The 17,749-nt window shown below is 37.0% G+C and carries 17 protein-coding genes; 6 read left to right on the top strand and 11 right to left on the bottom strand.

Annotated elements, in window-relative coordinates; translation table 11 throughout:
* Positions 1 to 24 precede the first annotated feature (24 nt).
* Positions 25 to 462 (bottom strand): hypothetical protein, encoded by a 438-nt coding sequence (locus tag ACN0U3_RS10625; RefSeq protein WP_299204729.1) that lies wholly within the window; start codon positions 460 to 462, stop codon positions 25 to 27.
* 96 nt (positions 463 to 558) lie between these two features.
* On the opposite strand from ACN0U3_RS10625, the gene ACN0U3_RS10620 reads away from it, so the two are divergent.
* Together ACN0U3_RS10620 and ACN0U3_RS10615 are read left to right on the top strand one after the other, a co-directional pair.
* Entirely contained in the window at positions 559 to 3,645 is a 3,087-nt protein-coding gene (locus ACN0U3_RS10620; RefSeq protein ID WP_417266198.1) for an amidohydrolase family protein, read from the top strand.
* Positions 3,646 to 3,648: 3 nt separating this feature from the next.
* Positions 3,649 to 4,932 (top strand): amidohydrolase family protein, encoded by a 1,284-nt coding sequence (locus tag ACN0U3_RS10615; RefSeq protein ID WP_417266197.1) that lies wholly within the window; start codon positions 3,649 to 3,651, stop codon positions 4,930 to 4,932.
* Between the two features lie 115 nt (positions 4,933 to 5,047).
* Here ACN0U3_RS10615 and ACN0U3_RS10610 read toward each other — a convergent pair whose 3' ends face one another.
* Positions 5,048 to 5,380 (bottom strand): hypothetical protein, encoded by a 333-nt coding sequence (locus tag ACN0U3_RS10610; RefSeq protein WP_417266196.1) that lies wholly within the window; start codon positions 5,378 to 5,380, stop codon positions 5,048 to 5,050.
* A 305-nt stretch (positions 5,381 to 5,685) separates the two neighbouring features.
* On the opposite strand from ACN0U3_RS10610, the gene ACN0U3_RS10605 reads away from it, so the two are divergent.
* From ACN0U3_RS10605 to ACN0U3_RS10595, 3 genes are read left to right on the top strand one after another with little or no spacing between them, the layout of a single operon-like run.
* On the top strand, positions 5,686 to 6,900 hold the full coding sequence (locus tag ACN0U3_RS10605) for an aminotransferase class V-fold PLP-dependent enzyme (protein WP_417266195.1): 1,215 nt from the start codon (positions 5,686 to 5,688) through the stop codon (positions 6,898 to 6,900).
* A gap of 15 nt (positions 6,901 to 6,915) precedes the next feature.
* On the top strand, positions 6,916 to 7,329 hold the full coding sequence (locus tag ACN0U3_RS10600) for a SufE family protein (protein ID WP_299204741.1): 414 nt from the start codon (positions 6,916 to 6,918) through the stop codon (positions 7,327 to 7,329).
* Positions 7,329 to 7,577, top strand: coding sequence for a hypothetical protein (locus tag ACN0U3_RS10595; RefSeq protein ID WP_299204744.1), 249 nt, complete (start codon positions 7,329 to 7,331; stop codon positions 7,575 to 7,577). Before ACN0U3_RS10600 ends, ACN0U3_RS10595 begins: the two co-directional genes overlap by 1 nt.
* Here ACN0U3_RS10595 and ACN0U3_RS10590 read toward each other — a convergent pair.
* Both ACN0U3_RS10590 and ACN0U3_RS10585 read right to left on the bottom strand, forming a co-directional pair.
* Positions 7,574 to 7,948, bottom strand: a complete 375-nt coding sequence (locus ACN0U3_RS10590; RefSeq protein ID WP_299204747.1) for a hypothetical protein — start codon at positions 7,946 to 7,948, stop codon at positions 7,574 to 7,576. The genes ACN0U3_RS10595 and ACN0U3_RS10590 overlap by 4 nt on opposite strands.
* 174 nt (positions 7,949 to 8,122) lie before the next feature.
* On the bottom strand, positions 8,123 to 8,806 hold the full coding sequence (locus tag ACN0U3_RS10585; protein WP_299204750.1) for a response regulator transcription factor: 684 nt from the start codon (positions 8,804 to 8,806) through the stop codon (positions 8,123 to 8,125).
* A gap of 170 nt (positions 8,807 to 8,976) precedes the next feature.
* On the opposite strand from ACN0U3_RS10585, the gene ACN0U3_RS10580 reads away from it, so the two are divergent.
* Entirely contained in the window at positions 8,977 to 9,486 is a 510-nt protein-coding gene (locus ACN0U3_RS10580; RefSeq protein ID WP_417266194.1) for a hypothetical protein, read from the top strand.
* Positions 9,487 to 9,542: 56 nt separating this feature from the next.
* Here the strand turns inward: ACN0U3_RS10580 and pyk are convergent, their stop codons facing one another.
* From pyk to rpoN, 7 genes are all read right to left on the bottom strand, one after another.
* A complete protein-coding gene (gene pyk, locus ACN0U3_RS10575; RefSeq protein ID WP_417266193.1) occupies positions 9,543 to 10,961 on the bottom strand; it encodes a pyruvate kinase in 1,419 nt (472 codons plus the stop codon).
* 46 nt (positions 10,962 to 11,007) lie between these two features.
* Positions 11,008 to 11,427, bottom strand: a complete 420-nt coding sequence (locus tag ACN0U3_RS10570) for an IPExxxVDY family protein (RefSeq protein WP_417266192.1) — start codon at positions 11,425 to 11,427, stop codon at positions 11,008 to 11,010.
* Positions 11,428 to 11,492: 65 nt separating this feature from the next.
* Complete coding sequence (locus tag ACN0U3_RS10565) at positions 11,493 to 13,631, bottom strand: DUF5060 domain-containing protein (protein WP_417266191.1); 2,139 nt, start codon at positions 13,629 to 13,631, stop codon at positions 11,493 to 11,495.
* Between the two features lie 26 nt (positions 13,632 to 13,657).
* On the bottom strand, positions 13,658 to 14,395 hold the full coding sequence (locus ACN0U3_RS10560; RefSeq protein ID WP_417266190.1) for a cyclase family protein: 738 nt from the start codon (positions 14,393 to 14,395) through the stop codon (positions 13,658 to 13,660).
* Positions 14,396 to 14,403: 8 nt separating this feature from the next.
* On the bottom strand, positions 14,404 to 15,207 hold the full coding sequence (locus ACN0U3_RS10555; protein ID WP_299204773.1) for a M48 family metalloprotease: 804 nt from the start codon (positions 15,205 to 15,207) through the stop codon (positions 14,404 to 14,406).
* Positions 15,208 to 15,221: 14 nt separating this feature from the next.
* Positions 15,222 to 15,869 (bottom strand): hypothetical protein, encoded by a 648-nt coding sequence (locus ACN0U3_RS10550; RefSeq protein ID WP_417266189.1) that lies wholly within the window; start codon positions 15,867 to 15,869, stop codon positions 15,222 to 15,224.
* Complete coding sequence (gene rpoN / locus ACN0U3_RS10545) at positions 15,869 to 17,314, bottom strand: RNA polymerase factor sigma-54 (RefSeq protein WP_299204779.1); 1,446 nt, start codon at positions 17,312 to 17,314, stop codon at positions 15,869 to 15,871. Before rpoN ends, ACN0U3_RS10550 begins: the two co-directional genes overlap by 1 nt.
* Positions 17,315 to 17,749: the final 435 nt, after the last annotated feature.

The following is a 17,749-nucleotide window of genomic DNA, read 5'->3' as shown; positions in this document are numbered from 1 at the left end:
GTCTGTTGGTCAAACTTTAGTCGCCTAGAAATAACCAGCTCCTACGTCATAGATAAATGGCCAAGGAATACCAATAAAAATAATGATGAGTCCAAGACCGTAATACCTTAAAATTAATTTATGACGCAAGCCTAGCTCTGGCGTTTTTTCCGCCTTTTTACGACCTAGCGTTACTAAGGTAATTCCTACTAACATAAGCAAAATATGTTCAACGGCATAGAATCTTAGCGCACTATTCCCCATTAAACCTTCAACGAACTGCACTTTATCACTAATTATGTATAAAACCAAGCCTAAAAGGAGTTGAATGTGAAGAAAAATCATCGCAAAGAGATTAATCATTTTATCCTTCTTTTCATACTTGTTTGATTTCAGGTTTGCAATAGCATTAAAGATGGCAATTACCAACAATGCTAAAACAATATACCTTAATCCTGAATGTGCAGCTACTAATCCTTTCATTTTACTTTTTTTGTTCCAAATATACCTAAAAACAAACAATATATTTATTCATTACTTATAAATGATTATTTTCGAGGTTTAAAACTTACAAGCCCAATGAAAACAGCACTTTTTTTAACGTTTTTATTCTCCCTAATCAGCACACTTACTTTTGGTCAGATTCCCACTCCTAACAACGGAGTTAAAAAATCCGAAGCCTCTGCTTACGTGTTGAGGAATGCCAAAATAATTGTAGGTCCAGATCAAATCATAAAAAAAGGATCATTGGTAGTTCAAGAAGGGAAAATCAAGGCTGTTGGTAGACAAGTAAGATTTCCCAACGGAGCTATTATAATAGATATGGAAGGCCGAACAATTGTTCCTTCTTTTATAGAAAGTTACTCTTCTATTGGGCTCCCAAAAGCAGAAAGCAAACAATGGTCGCCTCGTCCACAAATGGAAAGCAGTAAAGCTGGGGCATATTATTGGAATGAAGCCATTCATCCGGAGGTTCAAGCTGCACAACATTTTGAAATTGATAAAAAAGGTGCTGAACTTCTTCAAAAAATGGGCTTTGGTGTTGCCGTTACGCATATTAATGACGGAATAGCAAGAGGGAGTGGTGCTATTGTCGCTCTTGGTGATCTAGACCACAGCGAGGCGGTGTTGAAATCGAACGGAGGTGCTTTCTTCTCTTTTCATAAAGGTGTTTCAAAACAAAGCTACCCTTCTTCTCAAATGGGAGCGATTGCCTTGCTTCGCCAATTGTTCCATGATGCGCAATACTATGCCGACAACAAAGATTCAAATCCAGAAAACCTGTCGTTAAATGCATTAAACGAACAACTAAAACACCCTTTAGTGTTTGCTGTTGATGATAAGTTAGAGGTGTTCAGGGCCAACAAAATCGGAGAAGAATTCAACCTTGATTTCATTATTTTGGGCGGAGGAAATGAGTTTGAACAAATTGAACAGTTTAAAGATTGGAAGAATCCGATGATTCTCCCCATGAACTTCCCTTCAGCTTATGATGTAAATGATCCTTATGTTGCGCTTCAAATTCCTTTGGGCGATTTAAAAGAATGGGAATTAGCACCGTCTAATCCCTACCTATTAAAAAAGAACAATGTTACATTTGCTTTGACATCAAAAGGACATAACAAAGCTGAAGATTTTTGGAAACACTTCCATAAAATGTTAGAAAATGGACTTTCTAGAGAGGATGCCTTGGCTGCATTGACGACAATCCCAGCTGAAATATTCAATATTAGTGATCAAGCAGGAACATTAGAGGAGGGTAAAATTGCAAGCTTTTCTGTTTTTGACAAAGACCCTTTCGAAGTGAAAAATGCTGTAATGGAAGAATCATGGTCACTTGGTAAAAAGCACATCTTAAAAGAAAAAGCAGACATCGACATCCGCGGGAAATACCGATTTAGTTTACCCGAAACCTCTTATGTGATAGACATCAAAGGAACCCCTGAACAACCAACAGGAGAGGTTATTACGTACAAAACAACGATTGACTCCACAACTAATCCTGTCAAAAAAACAATAGATACAATCAAGGTAAAAGCAGGCATAAAAGTTGACTTTAGAGATGCTGTATTTCACTTTGACGTAGATGATGACAACTACAAAGGGGTACTGACATTGCATGGTAATTTCAGTCCGAAAATTGATGCTTTCCTAGGACAAGGACAAACTCCAGATGGAATCTGGATCAAATGGGCTGGGGTCCAACTTTCTAGATACAAGAAAAAGGAAGACGAATTATCCAAACATGCAATAAAAGTCGACACCAGTTCAATAGGTAAGGTTTGGTTCCCCAATATGGCTTATGGCTTTGATTCACTTCCTAAAAAACAACATTACATATTGCGAAACGCCACATTATGGACCAATGAGAAAGAAGGAATCATCAAAGAAGGAACGGTGATATTAAAAGATGGAAAAATAGAATTTGTAGGAACAGGAAATTACAGCATTCCGCATGATGCCATCGAAATTGATTGTAAAGGGATGCACATCACTACAGGAATCATCGATGAACATTCACACATTGCCATTTCTAAGGGAGTAAACGAAAGTGGACAAGCCGTAACTGCCGAAGTCAGTATTGAAGACGTCGTTAGAAATGACGACATCAATATATATCGTCAATTATCAGGAGGAGTAACCACTTCACAGTTGTTACACGGATCTGCCAATCCAATTGGAGGTCGTTCTGCAATCATCAAGTTGAAATGGGGATACTCACCAGATCAAATGTTAATTCCATACTCACCAAAATTCATCAAATTTGCCTTGGGAGAAAACGTAAAACAGAGCAATTGGGGAGATTACCAAACAATTCGTTTTCCACAGACAAGAATGGGTGTAGAACAAGTGTTTTATGATGCATTTATCCGCGCTGAGGAGTACAAAAAGAGTTGGAATGAATTTACACAGCTTTCGCCAAAGCAAGCAGAAAGAAAAAACATCAAGGCACCTGCAGTAGATTTGGAATTAGAAGCAGTTTGGGAAATCAAAAATGGGGAGCGCTTCATTTCATGCCACAGTTATGTCCAAAGTGAAATCAACATGCTGATGAAAGTAGCAGACTCAATGGGTTTCACTGTAAACACATTTACGCATATACTTGAAGGTTACAAACTTGCAGATAAAATGGCCAAACACGGTGCTGGAGGAAGCACTTTTTCAGACTGGTGGGCTTACAAGATGGAGGTGAAGGATGCTATTCCATACAATGCTAATTTAATGCAAGAGCAAGGTGTTGTTGTGGCCATCAACTCTGATGATGCAGAAATGGGAAGGAGACTCAATCAAGAAGCTGCAAAGTCGATTAAATATGGTGGAATGTCAGAAGAAGATGCCTGGAAGATGGTGACCTTAAATCCAGCAAAGCTAATGCATTTAGACGACAGATTAGGAAGTTTGAAAAAAGGAAAGGATGCAGATATTGTGATTTGGACAAGCAACCCATTGAGCATAGAAGCTAGGGTTTCAAAAACATTTGTTGATGGAGAGTTATTGTACGACGAAAGTAAAAGCGTTGATCATTACCTTCGCATTCAACAAGAAAAAGCAAGAATTATCAGTAAAATGCTCGCTTCTAATAAAGCAGGAGAAGCGAAAAAGCCATTCATAAAGAAGAAAGAGAAACACTGGCACTGTGACACTATTGGAGATTCAATTGATTAAGATATGAAGACATTAAATATACTGAGCGCGTTTATCCTCACTTTCTGTGTTGGTTTTATTGCGTATACACAAGATCGCGTTTTGCTTTCTAAAGCAAAAGTTCACATTGGAAATGGAAAAGTCATCAATCAAGGATATGTAGGAATTCAAGGAGAAGAAATCATCTTGGTTGAAAATGCATTGACATATAATTTAGACAAAAGCAAATGGGACACCATCATTGATCTAAAGGGGCAAGAGTTATATCCTGGTTTTTTCGCACCGAATTCTAACATTGGATTAACAGAAGTTGATGCCGTAAGAGCGACGCGTGATTTTCGTGAAATCGGAACATACAACCCCCATGTACGTTCTTTAATCGCTTTTAATGCAGAGTCAGAAATAAGTACAACAGTTAAAACCAACGGTGTGCTTTATGCGCAAGTAACTCCTCAAGGTGGAGTAATTTCTGGAAGTTCCTCCATTATGAAACTCGAAGCTTGGAATTGGGAGGACGCTGCCGTAAAAACAGATGATGGAATTCATCTACACTGGCCTTCTACGACCAAAGGAGGTGGTTGGTGGGCAGAACCAGCAACACGTAAATCGAATGAGAATTACAGCAATCAATTAAAAGACCTCCGTGAATTCTTCGAAGCAGCATTAGCTTACAGTAAAGCCAACGATAAATTTGATGCTCGATTTGAAGCGATGCGTGAAGTGTTTACGGGCGAAAAAAGATTGTACATCCATGCCAATCAACTTCGCGCTTTATTGGACATTATAGACTTTAAACGTGAGTTAAAAATTAATTACCCAGTTATTGTTGGAGGTTATGACGCTTATAAAGTCGCGGATCAACTTAAGGATGCTGAAATTCCAATCATCATCAAAGGAGGTCACACCCTTCCAGAAAACGAAGATGACCCAGTTGACTTACCTTATCGTTTACCTGCCTTACTTCAAAATGCGGGAGTATTGTATTGCATTCAAAATTCAGGAAGAATGGAAACCATGAATACAAGAAACATTCCTTTCTTAGCAGGAACAGCGATGGCTTATGGTTTAACTGAGGAAGAAGCCATTTCGGCAGTTACTTTAAATACTGCAAAAATATTAGGGGTTGACAAGTTCACAGGAAGTATTGAAGTTGGGAAAAAAGCAACCTTGTTTGTTAGCACTGGAAATGCATTAGACATGCGCACCAACAATTTGACTTTAGGAATGATACATGGAAAGTTCATTAGTTTAACCAATCTACAAACAGACCTTTACCATAAATACAAGGAGAAATACGAGGCTGAGTAAATCGGCTGGTGGATTTAAGGTTTGCTATATCTAAGGAATGAAAAGAAAAAAATAATGAGCACAAAAAAAGAGCTTGCATTTGCAAGCTCCCTGTAATTCTGTAAAGAGTAATATCTTAGTTTAACTCTTTTTGAATTTTCATATCAGCTTCTTCAACCATTTCTTTTGCATTTTCAGCTCCATCTTCAGCAGCTTCTTTTACAGTTTCAGCGCCTTCTTCAACACCTTCTTTTGCGTTTTCAACACCTTCTTCGATTTTCTCTCCAGCTGCTTCCATTTCATCAGAAATGTTCTCTGAAGCCTCTTCTCCAGCGTCTTTCACATCTTCACCTGCTTCTTCCATCGCATCTTTTGCGTTTTCTAATTCAGATTCTACAGAGTCTCCTCCACAAGAAGCCATTGCAAATGTCATTGCAAAAGCAGTAGCGTACATAAATACCTTTTTCATAAAAATTGTTTTAGTTTACCATTAATAGTTGAGCATAAATATAAAAACATTTTGTTAAGTGCGAAAAGGAAAAGAATAAAAACAAAAATATTCTAGTTTTCCAACTGCTTAAAAGTCATTCAAAATATGAGCAAAGCGCTCTTGGTGATTAAAGTCCGCAATATTATTCCGAGCAACTGTTTCCAATAGAAAAGAGAAGATTAAAACAAATGTCACATATAAACATTGACCTATAGAAAAGTAGTCCGAAAGCTGTCTATTCTGAATATAGCTTTGTACCTTTGTAAGTAAACAAAACAATAGTAATGGATATTCAAGCAATACGTTCTCAATTTCCTATTTTAGAGGAGAAAGTTCACGGGAAACCGCTGGTTTATTTTGACAATGGAGCCACAACACAAAAACCTTTGTCTGTTATTCATCGACTAAGTGATTATTACACTAAAGAAAATGCTAATATTCATCGTGGGGTGCATACTTTAAGTCAAGAAGCCACTACAGCGTATGAAAATGCAAGAAATACCATTCAAAAATACATTGGAGCTAAGGAAAACCATGAAGTTTTATTTACGAAAGGAACAACAGACAGCATCAATTTAGTTGCCTATTCTTTTGGTGAATTGCTTCAAGCAGGAGATGAAATCATCATTTCTGCAATGGAGCACCACTCCAACATTGTTCCTTGGCAATTGCTCTGCGAGCGTAAAGGGTGCAAATTGCGCTTCATCCCTATGGATGACAAAGGAGATTTAATGTTAGACACTTATGTTGAGTTATTATCAGAAAAAACTAAACTTGTTGCAGTTACACATATTTCCAACTCATTGGGTACGGTGAACGATGTTAAATTCATCATTGACAAAGCCCATGGAGTAGGCGCAAAAGTTTTGATCGACGGGGCACAGAGCATTCAGCACATCAAGGTGAATGTACAAGAATTAGACTGTGATTTTTACGCTTTTTCTGGTCATAAGCTATTTGGCCCAACAGGAATAGGTGTTTTGTACGGAAAGGAAGAACTTTTAAATCAAATGCCGCCTTACCAGGGAGGTGGAGACATGATCAAAGAAGTTAAATTAGAGCAATCAACATACAATACTTTACCTCATAAATTTGAAGCGGGAACACCAAATATAGCAGGAGGAATAGGATTGGGGACTGCCTTTGAATTTCTAAATTCTTTGGACATGGACAAGGTCCATAAACACGAGCAAGAGTTATTGGAATACGCTACGTCAGCACTTAAAAAAATTGAAGGAATTCAATTCTATGGTCAAGCCAAAGAAAAAACCAGCGTCATTTCATTCTTAATTGAAGGACTTCATCCTTATGATGTGGGTACATTATTGGACAAAATGGGTATTGCAGTCCGTACAGGTCACCATTGTACACAACCAATCATGGATCAGTTCTGTATCCCAGGAACTATTCGTGTCTCTTTCGCCCTTTATAACACCAAGGAAGAAATTGATTTATTTATTTCAGCACTGGAAAGAATTATTCCGATGCTTAAAAATTAAAAACGAAATTAGAATATGAGTATTCAAGAGAAAGAACAAGAGATTATTGATGAGTTTGCCATTTATGAAGATTGGATGGACAAATACGAATACATTATCGAGCTTGGAAAAGACTTACCGTTAATTGAAGAAAAGTATAAAACTGAAGATCGATTAATCAAAGGGTGTCAATCGCAAGTTTGGTTACATGCAGAAACAAAAGATGGCAAAATGAAGTTTACTGCAGATTCTGACGCCATCATTACAAAAGGAATTATAGCGTTATTAATTCGCGTTGTCGATAATGAATCTCCTTCAGATGTTGCCACCTCTCAGTTCAGTTTTATTAAAGAAATCGGGTTGCAAGAGCATTTATCACCAACACGTTCGAATGGATTGGTAAGCATGGTGAAAGAAATGAAGTTAAATGCTTTAAAAGCGGTAAAGTAATGCAACAAAAGCGATCTAAAAACTACCTCATCTTAGTCTTTTTGTTTTCCGCTCTATTTCTGACCAGTTGTGAGGACCCTGAGCTCGATGCATTAATGTCCGATTACTGTGAGTGCATTAGTCAATCAAGGTATGATGAGACCAAGCAAATGGAATGTGCAGAAATGATGAATTCCATCACAGAAAAGTATGAAGGTCAACCCCGAAAAATAAAAACAGTATTAGAAAAGACTGACGAATGCTATTAACCTTCGATTCCTTGTAAGAACAATGGGAGGTTAGGATTTTTAGCGACCTCATCATCGCCTAAGATCAATAAAGTTTTGGGTCTATTTCTATCCAACCACATATTAAAGTTAGAATTGGTTGCCGCTAAGGTACCATTGAGATCTACTTTATGCACAGCTTTATTATCTCTGCTTAAATCCTCTTGTGTTTCATCATCCTCCTTCGAAAAGTTATGATTTTCATGAAACAATACAACACCGTCAACAAGTTCACTTAAATCACCACTTCTGTGTGATGTAGCAACCACTTGAATACGCTTATCTTCAGCCCACTCTCCAATGGTCTTTCCAAACTTGTTGTTTTCGATAACGTATATGGTCTCTATTTTCATTATTATAAATCAATTATATGGCCAAAAGGCAGGTCAAAACGAGGTGCAAAAATAATGACTTCTTACTAATATCAAACTAAAAGCCAAGATTAAAAACAAAAAATGGGAATAAATATTTGGTTTTAAAACATTTGAATGGTTTAAAATGAGAGATAAAACCCTAAAAAAACATAGTTAAACTACGGTGTTTCCGACAAACTTATATCCTACTCCTTTTACTGTCTGAATATAATGAGCACCCAGTTTTTCTCTTAACTTTCTCACATGCACGTCGATTGTTCTGTCACCAACAACAATTCCATCGCCCCAAACTGAGGATAATATTTGCTCACGTTCAAAAACAACACCGGGTTTTGAATTTAACAGAGCCAGTAATTCAAATTCTTTTCTGGGCAATTGTATCACCTCCCCATTCAAAGTAACGATATATTTTTCTCTATTGATGGTTAAACCATGGGAATCCTCTATTTTTCGCTGCCTAGAACCATTTCTACGCAACAATGCATTAATTCTACTGATCAGTACTTTTGGTTTTAATGGTTTAGAAATATAATCATCTGCGCCTGCATCAAGCCCGGCGACTTGACTGTAATCTTCGTTTCTGGCGGTTAAAAAACAAATCAAAACATCATCATACTTAGGCTCTTTTCGGATCATTTCACACACCTCTATTCCATCCATTACTGGCATCATTACATCCAGTAAAACCAAGTCTATTTTATGTTTATTTTCTTCTAAAGTGTCTAATCCTTCTTTTCCATTAGCCGCCATAAAAGTTGAAAAGCCATTTTTCTGAAGATTATACTCTAATAATTCACGAATTTCAACCTCATCATCTATGATTAATACGCCTTTCATGGTGATCTAATTTATTTTCACCAAAGATAGAGAATCTTAATCAGAAGTCAGTCAACAGAGTAAAAGTTATGTGAAGTAGAATTATAGTTTTTTATGAAAACTCAATACTTAATATTATTCTTTAACTATCGAAAACACTATATTGTTACAACAAAAAAACGGAATAAATTATGAGAAAAATTGCAATGCTTACATCTTTATTGATGCTATCATTTTTTAGTTATGGACAAACTTACCAAAATGCTATCGGACTGAAAGGGATGAATGCAGGTGGAGGACCATTTGGTGGAGGTGGAGTTAATTTCAAAACTTTCATTGGCGGAAAGAATGCACTTGAGTTTACCGTAGGAGGTGGCCCATACCATATTTCAGGTCAAGCCCTTTACGAATGGCAAAACCCTACCGGTTGGACAAATGGTTTTGATTGGTACTTAGGTGTTGGACCAAGTTTAGGTGTTTGGGGAAGCTCAGATCATTGGCACTATGATGACGACCATGATTATTACAAAAAAGGATTTCATTTAGGTGTAGACGGTGTTATCGGATTAGACTTTAACATTAAGCCAAACACAGGTGTTCCTTTAGGATTTGCTGTAGATACAGGACCATATATTGGTTTGATCAATTCTCCCTACTTTGGTTGGGGAGGCTCTATTGCTGTTCGATATATCATCAACTAAATAAAAAAAATCCCAGTAGATCTACTGGGATTTTTTTTGTATGTTTCAAATTCCTATTAATCTACATAGCTTAACCTTAACATATTTGATTTTCCTTTTGATTCAATCGGCATAGAAGCAATGTTAATTACCAACTCCCCTTCTTTAACGAATCCTTTTTCTTTCAATATATACTTAATATCTGCAATGGTATGATCGGTACTTACCATCTTATCATAATAGATAGCACGAACTCCCCAAACTAAATTCAACTGGGTTAAGATTTCACGATTGCTTGTAAAAACAAATATTTGTGATTTAGGACGTTGAGAAGCAATTTTGTATGCAGTGTATCCTGAGAAAGTCATCGTTACAATTGCTTTTGCGTCAACTCGATTACCTAATCTTGTGGCATTAAAACAAATTGAATCAGAGATAAAGCGATCTTGATTCTTCTCAGGAACCTCTTCCTTGTAATAAATCAAATCTGACTCTTCAACTTTCGACACAATTTTATTCATTGCTTGAATCACCAAGACTGGATGTTTACCAACGGAAGTCTCACCTGATAGCATTACAGCATCTGCACCATCCAGTACAGCATTTGCAACATCATTCACCTCTGCTCTTGTTGGCGTATAATCTTCTATCATGCTCTCCATCATTTGGGTTGCTACAATAATTGGTTTTGCATGCAGATAGCATTTTTTGATCAACATTTTTTGAACTAAAGGAACGTCTTCCATTGGAATCTCTACTCCTAAGTCACCACGAGCCACCATAATCGCATCAGTTTCACGAATAATTCCATCGATGTCTTTAATCGCCTCAGGTTTTTCAATCTTTGCGACAATTTTCGCTTTATTGTGGTGCTTGCTGATAATGTGCTTGAGTTCAATAATATCTCGTGCCGATCGTACAAAAGACAAACCTACCCAGTCCACATTGTGATCCATTGCAAACTGTAAATCTTCTTGGTCTTTTTCTGTCAATGAAGGCAAGGAAATCACAGTGTTGGGTAAGTTCACTCCTTTATTCGAAGATAAAATTCCACCATGGTTCACCACTGCTGTAATTACTTTCCCATCTGTTGAAATAGCTTCCAATTCCAATTTACCATCATCTAAACGAATACGCTCACCAGGGTTAATGTCTTCTGCTAGTTGTGCATAGTTGATTGCAAATTTCTTGCTTGTTCCTACCACACCTTCTTCAGTAACAATTTCAACTTTTTCACCAGGAATAAGGTCCACACCATTGTTTTCCATTTCTCTAGTACGGATCTTAGGACCTTGTAAGTCGGCCAATATTGCTACGTTTAATCCTGTCTCTTCGTTTAATTCACGAATAATATTGATTACTTTTTCATGATCCTCATAGGAACCATGAGAAAAATTGATTCTCGCAACGTTCATTCCTTCTTCCATCATTGCTCTCAAAGTTTCCTTTGATGATGAAGCAGGACCTAAGGTCGCTACAATTTTTGTTCGTTTCATTGTTTTCATTCTTTCTTTCTTAATTGAATTTCAATTGTTTTGCAACTTAAAAAATAAATTTATTGGCAGACTTCAGTTCATAGGGGTCAAAAATAAACGCGGTCAATACACAAGAGATTTTTCTTAACTCTCCTAAAAGGGATTCTACATCCACTACCCCAGCGTCTTTAATCACCAAAAAGAAATCAATTTGTGCTTTTTCTGGCACCAAAAATTTCCCTTCGTTCTTATTTTGAATGAAGTAATAGTTCACGTTCTCTTCTTCATCAAACCACTCATACAAGGAATGTGAAGAGGTGATCGCACCTTTTTTACCAGACACCATATAAGGTTCAGTGGATTTTTGAAGCCGTAAACCAATACGTTCATTAATTGACCAACACACTCTGTAATCGCCTTGATGGCTACATAAGCCTATTAAATCATAATTAAAATCATCTTCTAAACTTAAGGTGTACTTTGCCATAAATCATTGCTCAACAAGATACCAAATTTAAGAAAAATTAGTCGATGAACAGTGTTAAATCTATATTAATTCATCTTCTCGATGCGGTACCAAATCAAAGGATTTTTGGTTTTCTCTGGAATCAAAACAGGATGCACTAATTTTAGACGCCCCAGAATCGAACTGCGGACCTCAGCTTGAAATATAAAAGCATGGTCGACGTAGCTATAAAAAACTATGCGGTACTTCGTAAATGACTGTAAACCCTGAACATGCATTCGTTGAGGCTTCCAAGAAACACTAAGTGGTGTAGAAAACACTGGAGCGTTTAACGCACAAGGGGTTTCTGCAAGTTGCTCTAAAGACATTCCTGCTGCAGTATTAATATTGAACGTTCTGTTGTACACATATCCTGCAGCTGTTGACTTGTCTTCAGTAACAATATACTGAGTCTCAACTATATCTTTATTTGTTTGTTCGAATTTTTCCTTTTGTCTGCCCAATACCCCTTTATTTTCAACCGTATTCAAAAACCAATCACTATTGAAATAATTTTTAGTGGCAATAATCCTAGGCCATGACACCTCTTCATTTCTTCCCGTATCATCATAAATAGCAAAAGCAGCCCAAACATAATGCCCTACTAAGCCATTGTATGGTGAGCGCATAATATCAATGTAATGCCCTTGATAATCTGAACATTCGTAAGTATCATCTCCGTGATCAAACTCGCCCATGATTACGGGTTTGCCATAGGTTCTTTTCAATCTTTCAACAGTACACGCCATTGAGTTTTCATTGTCCCCACATTCGTTATTGCTATTCGTCTTCGAAATCAACATTTTTTCGGGACTTTTAGAATAATAGGAAATGGTAATCATATCCACTTCGTCGAGATACCAAGTACTGTCAATAAAATCCGGATCTCTTTCTGTGTAATGAGAATAAATGTTACTTTTTCCTGCAGGAAATCGTCCAACAGCACTCAACAACTTTTGATTGTATTGTATAGAATCTTTGATAAAGCTCGACATCTGTTTATGGTATTCATAAATGGCTTTTCTAGCAATATCACCAGCTTTTGTAAGCGAATCATACGGGGTATCCGAAGCGTAAGGATTTTCATTGATGTGCCATGGTTCACACAACAATTCAACGTTGGATATACTTGTTGAATACCCCCAACGGGCCATAATGTAGCGTGCACGTTCTTTAAGGTAACGCATCCCTAACTCCGATAAAAACATATCTGAAGGAGTTTTTGTGTTTAACAATCTTGAATAACCTGAAATTTCGGTTCTATCTTCAAACGGCCATGCCTTCTCATCATACCAATGGTCAGAGAAATCGAACCTAAACTGATGGTAGTCTCCTAATTTCATAAAATAGGAGTGATACATCAAATCAAGTTGTATCAAGGTATTACTCTCTTCACAAAGATCGATAATACGGTCTATCTCCCAAGCGAAATTTTGGCGACTATGGTAATACCCAACTTCTTCAAATTCAATTTCGGTTGAGCTTGGATGTAGGAACATTCTAAAGTACTCTCCTCCTTGATCAATATACCTTTTTACTTGGTCGTGATAAGCTTCCCAAACTTCAACATTAAGCGTTTCCTCCTTATCTATGCTGTACATCAAGTTGTTTTTATTCGAAGGAAAGGGCAAATTTACACCCGTCGGAATAATGGTACGTCCATCACGTTCGAGGTATTCTGTTTGCTTATTATAGGTTACATGACCTTTATATGTGGAAGAAACTACATTGAAGGTTTTAGGAGCAGAAAAATAACTCGGCATGCCTTTGACATCAACTTCAAAATATACTTCCCATTCGCCTGTTTTTGGCGGGGCGTACCTCACGCGAAAAGGCAATTCTGTATGCAAATAATTCCAGCGGTTGTACGATGTGTTGCGTTGCACCTCAGTATACCAAAAACCAATTGCCGTAAACTTCTCTCCACTAGCTCTATGTTTGAAATGGGCTTTTATATCAAGTTCCCAACTAACAAAAGGATTAAGTCCTGTTCTTTGGTGGGGCTGACCATATATAAATTCTTTAATCGACTTCATAAGGGTGTCGGGCAATGTCAGACCCAACTCCAATCTTGCGTTTTGCTTCACCGACTGAGGTTCTTGATCGACAAATTCGAAATCTATAGTGACTTTGTTTTGGGCAAAAGCAACAACAGGAAACAATAAAACGAAAATTAAAACTCTCATATCAAACGATTTAAGGTTTAAGGTAATTATTTTGAAGGATAAATCACAGGTCGGCTAGGGGCGGCATCATTTTCAAAAGGAGCAACTTGTAGATTCAACAGATAAATTCCATCTCGCACAGTATCAGGAATAAACACCATCTCAGTAATCGTACGATCGAAACGTGGTTGGCTTGGCACTTGCCAGAACCCATGATGAAAAGCCAAAACTCCACCATCTAGCTCTTGATCAACACTAGGGAGATCGATAAGCAAATGTTTCACACCTAATTCATTAATAATACTTAAACATTCTGCATCAATGAAAGGTGGATTAGTTGAAGAATAGTTTTTTGATTTTTTATCAATAGTATTGGGTAGCGTACGAATAATCAGTGCTTCGATTGCACCATATTCTTTTAGCTTTTTAAGTTGTTCAGCAACGATGATCTGGTCTTCACCTATTAACTTTGGCTCAACACTAAAGACAACTGCTTCGAAGAAATATTCATTCAAATTTGCATTGATGGAATATACTTCTTTTGTAATGTGCCCAAGACATTCGGTATGTGTTCCATGACCATGAGGATTAAAGAAAATATTTCGGAAATTAACAGTTCCTCCGTTTTTTACAGAGCCCACCCATCCGTCTTGCATAACAGGTTCGAACCTAGGAGGCTTGACATACCATGCCAGTGGATTCTTTTCATCATCAGAAAGGGGAATTGAAATATCAATCCCCCTCTTTAAATCATATTCGTTTCCTTGGGCTGTCTTTACAATCATGCACTCAATTAGTTTGGCAAAGCTCTTAATAATAACTGGTAACGCGCTTTGTAGGTTTCTTTTCCTGTACAACCTTGTTCGGTTGACTGGTTATAAAAATACTCAATACGATTATCTGGACTTGGGTGAGTACTTAACCATTCTGGCACACCTGCTCCACCTTCTGCTTCAATTTTCTCAAAGAATTTCGCACCACCTGCTGCAACATAATCGGTCGGACATAAATACGTTACGGATGCTTTATCTGCCTCTGTTTCATGTGTTCGTGAAAATTTCAAACCGATGATACTTTTTGTAATATCTTTAATTAAAGCACGATCACCTGCCAACATATTCAATAAAGTCTCAACACCATACAATTTGGTCATTTGTCTTGTAGAATGACGTAAATCAGCGTGACCAATCTCATGCGCCAGAACTCCTGCCAATTGCTCTTCAGAATCAAGGTACTTCATTAATCCAGTATACACATAAATGTATCCTCCTGGCGTACAAAATGCGTTTTTGGTTTGATCATCGTGGATAATTCTTAACCTCCAAGCAAAGTCGTTTTTATGTTCAACTTTACCTGAATTTAAAATTCTATCTCTAATGTCATACAAGTATTTGTAAGCTGTTGCGTTTTTTGCGCTATCTAGAATTGGATATTCTTGTGGATTACTTTCAATCTCCATGGCTACTTCCTTTCCTAATTGCTTATCGTTTTCGATGGTAAACAAATTGAATTCTGAAATTGATTTCTTGGTCATTTCACAACTCATGAAAAACAAAGTTGATGAAAATAAGAGGCTAAAAATGATTATTCTTTTCATATATGGTTTTTAATTTAAGGGTAAAAATAAATACTAATTATCTGTGTTGCAAATCCTAATAGATATCCTGCACTAATTTCTTTCATTGAATGTGCTTTCAATACTAGCCGGGCGGACAAAACCACACCTCCTAAGAACACTATTGAAATAAGCATACCAACAGGAACCTGTTCTAATCCGGTGGCGTACATATAGAAAAATCCAAATAGTGCCCCCATTCCTATCCCATGAAGACTGATTTTCATCTTTTTAGTGATAAAATAAGCAATAAATCCTGCGATGGCTCCACCCAAAACCATTGCTTTTATGATTTTCGGAATCAGCACTCCTTCTCCTTGAAAATGCAAAAACAAATACAATACCATGCAATAAAAGGTCATTATAGCAATTGGAGTCAAACGCTCCTCTTTACTTTCCATCTGGAAAGAACGGATGGTCTTGTTCATTCTTAAAACAGCAAAAGACATTCCTGGCGCCAAGACTATAAAAACCAAAAATAGCAACAAGAATAAATACTTTGCAACAGGGTCAATCATGAACAAAGATTCATTCGCTACAAAGGATTTGGACTGAACGGGCAAATACAAAGTCAGCAACAAACCATAAATTGGTGTGAATAAAGGCAAAAACAACCATGAGATAAACGAAGCGAATCCTTTCATTAAAGTTCTTTTCTTAAACGAGCAACTGGAATATTCAATTGTTCTCTATATTTTGCTACTGTTCTTCGTGCAATATTGTATCCTTTTTCTTTTAACAATGCCGCCAGCTTCTCATCCGTCAATGGTTTTCTTTTGTTTTCTTCAGCAACGGCTTCTAAAAGAATTTGTTTCACTTCTCTTGTCGAAACTTCCTCTCCAGAATCGGTAGATAATGACTCTGAAAAGAAGTGCTTCAAGGAGAATGTTCCATATTGCGTTTGAACATATTTTGAATTAGCCACACGAGATATGGTCGAAATATCTAAATCAACAATTTCTGCAATATCTTTCAAAATCATAGGACGCAACTGTGTATCATCACCTGTCAAGAAATATTCTTTTTGGTAATTCATAATTGCGGTCATTGTAGAAAACAATGTATTTTGACGTTGTTGAATGGCATCAATAAACCATTTGGCTGAATCCAGCTTACTTTTAACAAAAGACAATGTTTCTTTATCCGACTTATTCAGTTTTGCTCCTTCAGAATAATTTTGAAGCATCTTTTTATAACCTTGACTAATTTTCAAGTCTGGCGCGTTTCTTCCGTTTAATGTCAATACCAGCTTTCCATCCTCTTCGGTAATTTGAAAATCTGGAACCACCTGTTGCAATGACTTAGAGGATTCTTTAAGTGAACCACCTGGTTTGGGGTTCAAACGAATAATTTCGTGTACCGCTTCTTTTAAATCTTCCTCAGAAATCTCCATTTTTTGAATGATCTTTTGATAGTGTTTTTTTGTAAACTCTTCAAAATAATCTTCTAAGATTTTCAATGCGGTATAACGCGTAATATCACCATCTTGCTTCCGCTCCATTTGTAGAATTAGACACTCTTGAAGATCTCTAGCTCCTACTCCTGGGGGATCAAGTTTTTGAACATATTTTAGAATTTCTTCTAAATTTTCTTCAGTCGTAATTAAATTCTGAGAAAAGGCCAAATCATCAACAATTGCTTCTAAATCACGCTCCAGATAACCTGCATCATCAAGACTTCCAATTAAATAAGTTGCAATGGTCACCTCCTCCTCAGTCAACACTTGCATATTTAACTGAGACAACATTCTTTCTTGAAAAGATGAGCTCGAAGAAAGTGGCATTGACTTTTCCTCATCATCCTTCCCTTTATTGTTTACACTGGTTTTATAGGCGGGTTCATCATCGCTGAGGTAATCTTCTATATCAAAATCATTCTCATCTTCAGCAAAATCATCCTCATACTCTTCTTGTTCAAATTCATCTTCAAGCTCTTCCTTCCCTTCTTCAAGCGCAGGATTCACTTCAAGTTCTTGCTTAATGCGTTGATCTAACTCCATGGTTGGCACCTGCAATAACTTCATTAATTGAATCTGTTGCGGTGAGAGCTTTTGCTCCATCTTTTGAGAAAAGGTTTGTTTTAGTGCCATAATAGATAATTTCTACGCTTAAGATAAATATAATTAGCCAAATTACTGTTTTATTTCTGATTAAAGTTTAGCAAACTAACTCAACTTAATCTATGATTGTAAATTTAAAAATTTTTGCCGGCTTGGTGTTGTGGCGGTGCCACATTTTTCTTACACAGAGATAATGGGGAGGGCTTCACAGAGATGCACGGAGGATCGGATCACATTGGGTGAGGAGAGAAAATGGAGATGGGTATTTTTAGTTGATTGTTCGCTTCGCTCAGTTTTTTTTTATTTTTTACACGGAGAGAAAAACGATGCACTGAGCTTACCGAATGTAAGGTTTTTCACAGAGGCTCACGGAGGCTCACCTTAGGTGAAGTGAGAGAAAATGGAGATGGCTATAATACAAATCTCTTTATTCCCTCTTTTCTCTCCCTCTACCGAATGTAATTC

The sequence above is a fragment of the Brumimicrobium sp. genome, assembly GCF_048268645.1.
Taxonomy (GTDB): Bacteria; Bacteroidota; Bacteroidia; order Flavobacteriales_D; family Crocinitomicaceae; genus Brumimicrobium; species Brumimicrobium ulvae.
The sequence above is the reverse complement of the archived record's forward strand: the minus strand, read 5'-3'. Positions and strand labels throughout refer to the sequence as shown.

Coding starts and splice junctions, on each gene's coding strand:
- ACN0U3_RS10625 (WP_299204729.1), bottom strand. CDS start 462: ATGAAAGGATTAGTAGCTGCACATTCAGGATTAAGGTATATTGTTTTA.
- ACN0U3_RS10620 (WP_417266198.1), top strand. CDS start 559: ATGAAAACAGCACTTTTTTTAACGTTTTTATTCTCCCTAATCAGCACA.
- ACN0U3_RS10615 (WP_417266197.1), top strand. CDS start 3,649: ATGAAGACATTAAATATACTGAGCGCGTTTATCCTCACTTTCTGTGTT.
- ACN0U3_RS10610 (WP_417266196.1), bottom strand. CDS start 5,380: ATGAAAAAGGTATTTATGTACGCTACTGCTTTTGCAATGACATTTGCA.
- ACN0U3_RS10605 (WP_417266195.1), top strand. CDS start 5,686: ATGGATATTCAAGCAATACGTTCTCAATTTCCTATTTTAGAGGAGAAA.
- ACN0U3_RS10600 (WP_299204741.1), top strand. CDS start 6,916: ATGAGTATTCAAGAGAAAGAACAAGAGATTATTGATGAGTTTGCCATT.
- ACN0U3_RS10595 (WP_299204744.1), top strand. CDS start 7,329: ATGCAACAAAAGCGATCTAAAAACTACCTCATCTTAGTCTTTTTGTTT.
- ACN0U3_RS10590 (WP_299204747.1), bottom strand. CDS start 7,948: ATGAAAATAGAGACCATATACGTTATCGAAAACAACAAGTTTGGAAAG.
- ACN0U3_RS10585 (WP_299204750.1), bottom strand. CDS start 8,806: ATGAAAGGCGTATTAATCATAGATGATGAGGTTGAAATTCGTGAATTA.
- ACN0U3_RS10580 (WP_417266194.1), top strand. CDS start 8,977: ATGAGAAAAATTGCAATGCTTACATCTTTATTGATGCTATCATTTTTT.
- pyk (WP_417266193.1), bottom strand. CDS start 10,961: ATGAAACGAACAAAAATTGTAGCGACCTTAGGTCCTGCTTCATCATCA.
- ACN0U3_RS10570 (WP_417266192.1), bottom strand. CDS start 11,427: ATGGCAAAGTACACCTTAAGTTTAGAAGATGATTTTAATTATGATTTA.
- ACN0U3_RS10565 (WP_417266191.1), bottom strand. CDS start 13,631: ATGAGAGTTTTAATTTTCGTTTTATTGTTTCCTGTTGTTGCTTTTGCC.
- ACN0U3_RS10560 (WP_417266190.1), bottom strand. CDS start 14,395: ATGATTGTAAAGACAGCCCAAGGAAACGAATATGATTTAAAGAGGGGG.
- ACN0U3_RS10555 (WP_299204773.1), bottom strand. CDS start 15,207: ATGAAAAGAATAATCATTTTTAGCCTCTTATTTTCATCAACTTTGTTT.
- ACN0U3_RS10550 (WP_417266189.1), bottom strand. CDS start 15,869: ATGAAAGGATTCGCTTCGTTTATCTCATGGTTGTTTTTGCCTTTATTC.
- rpoN (WP_299204779.1), bottom strand. CDS start 17,314: ATGGCACTAAAACAAACCTTTTCTCAAAAGATGGAGCAAAAGCTCTCA.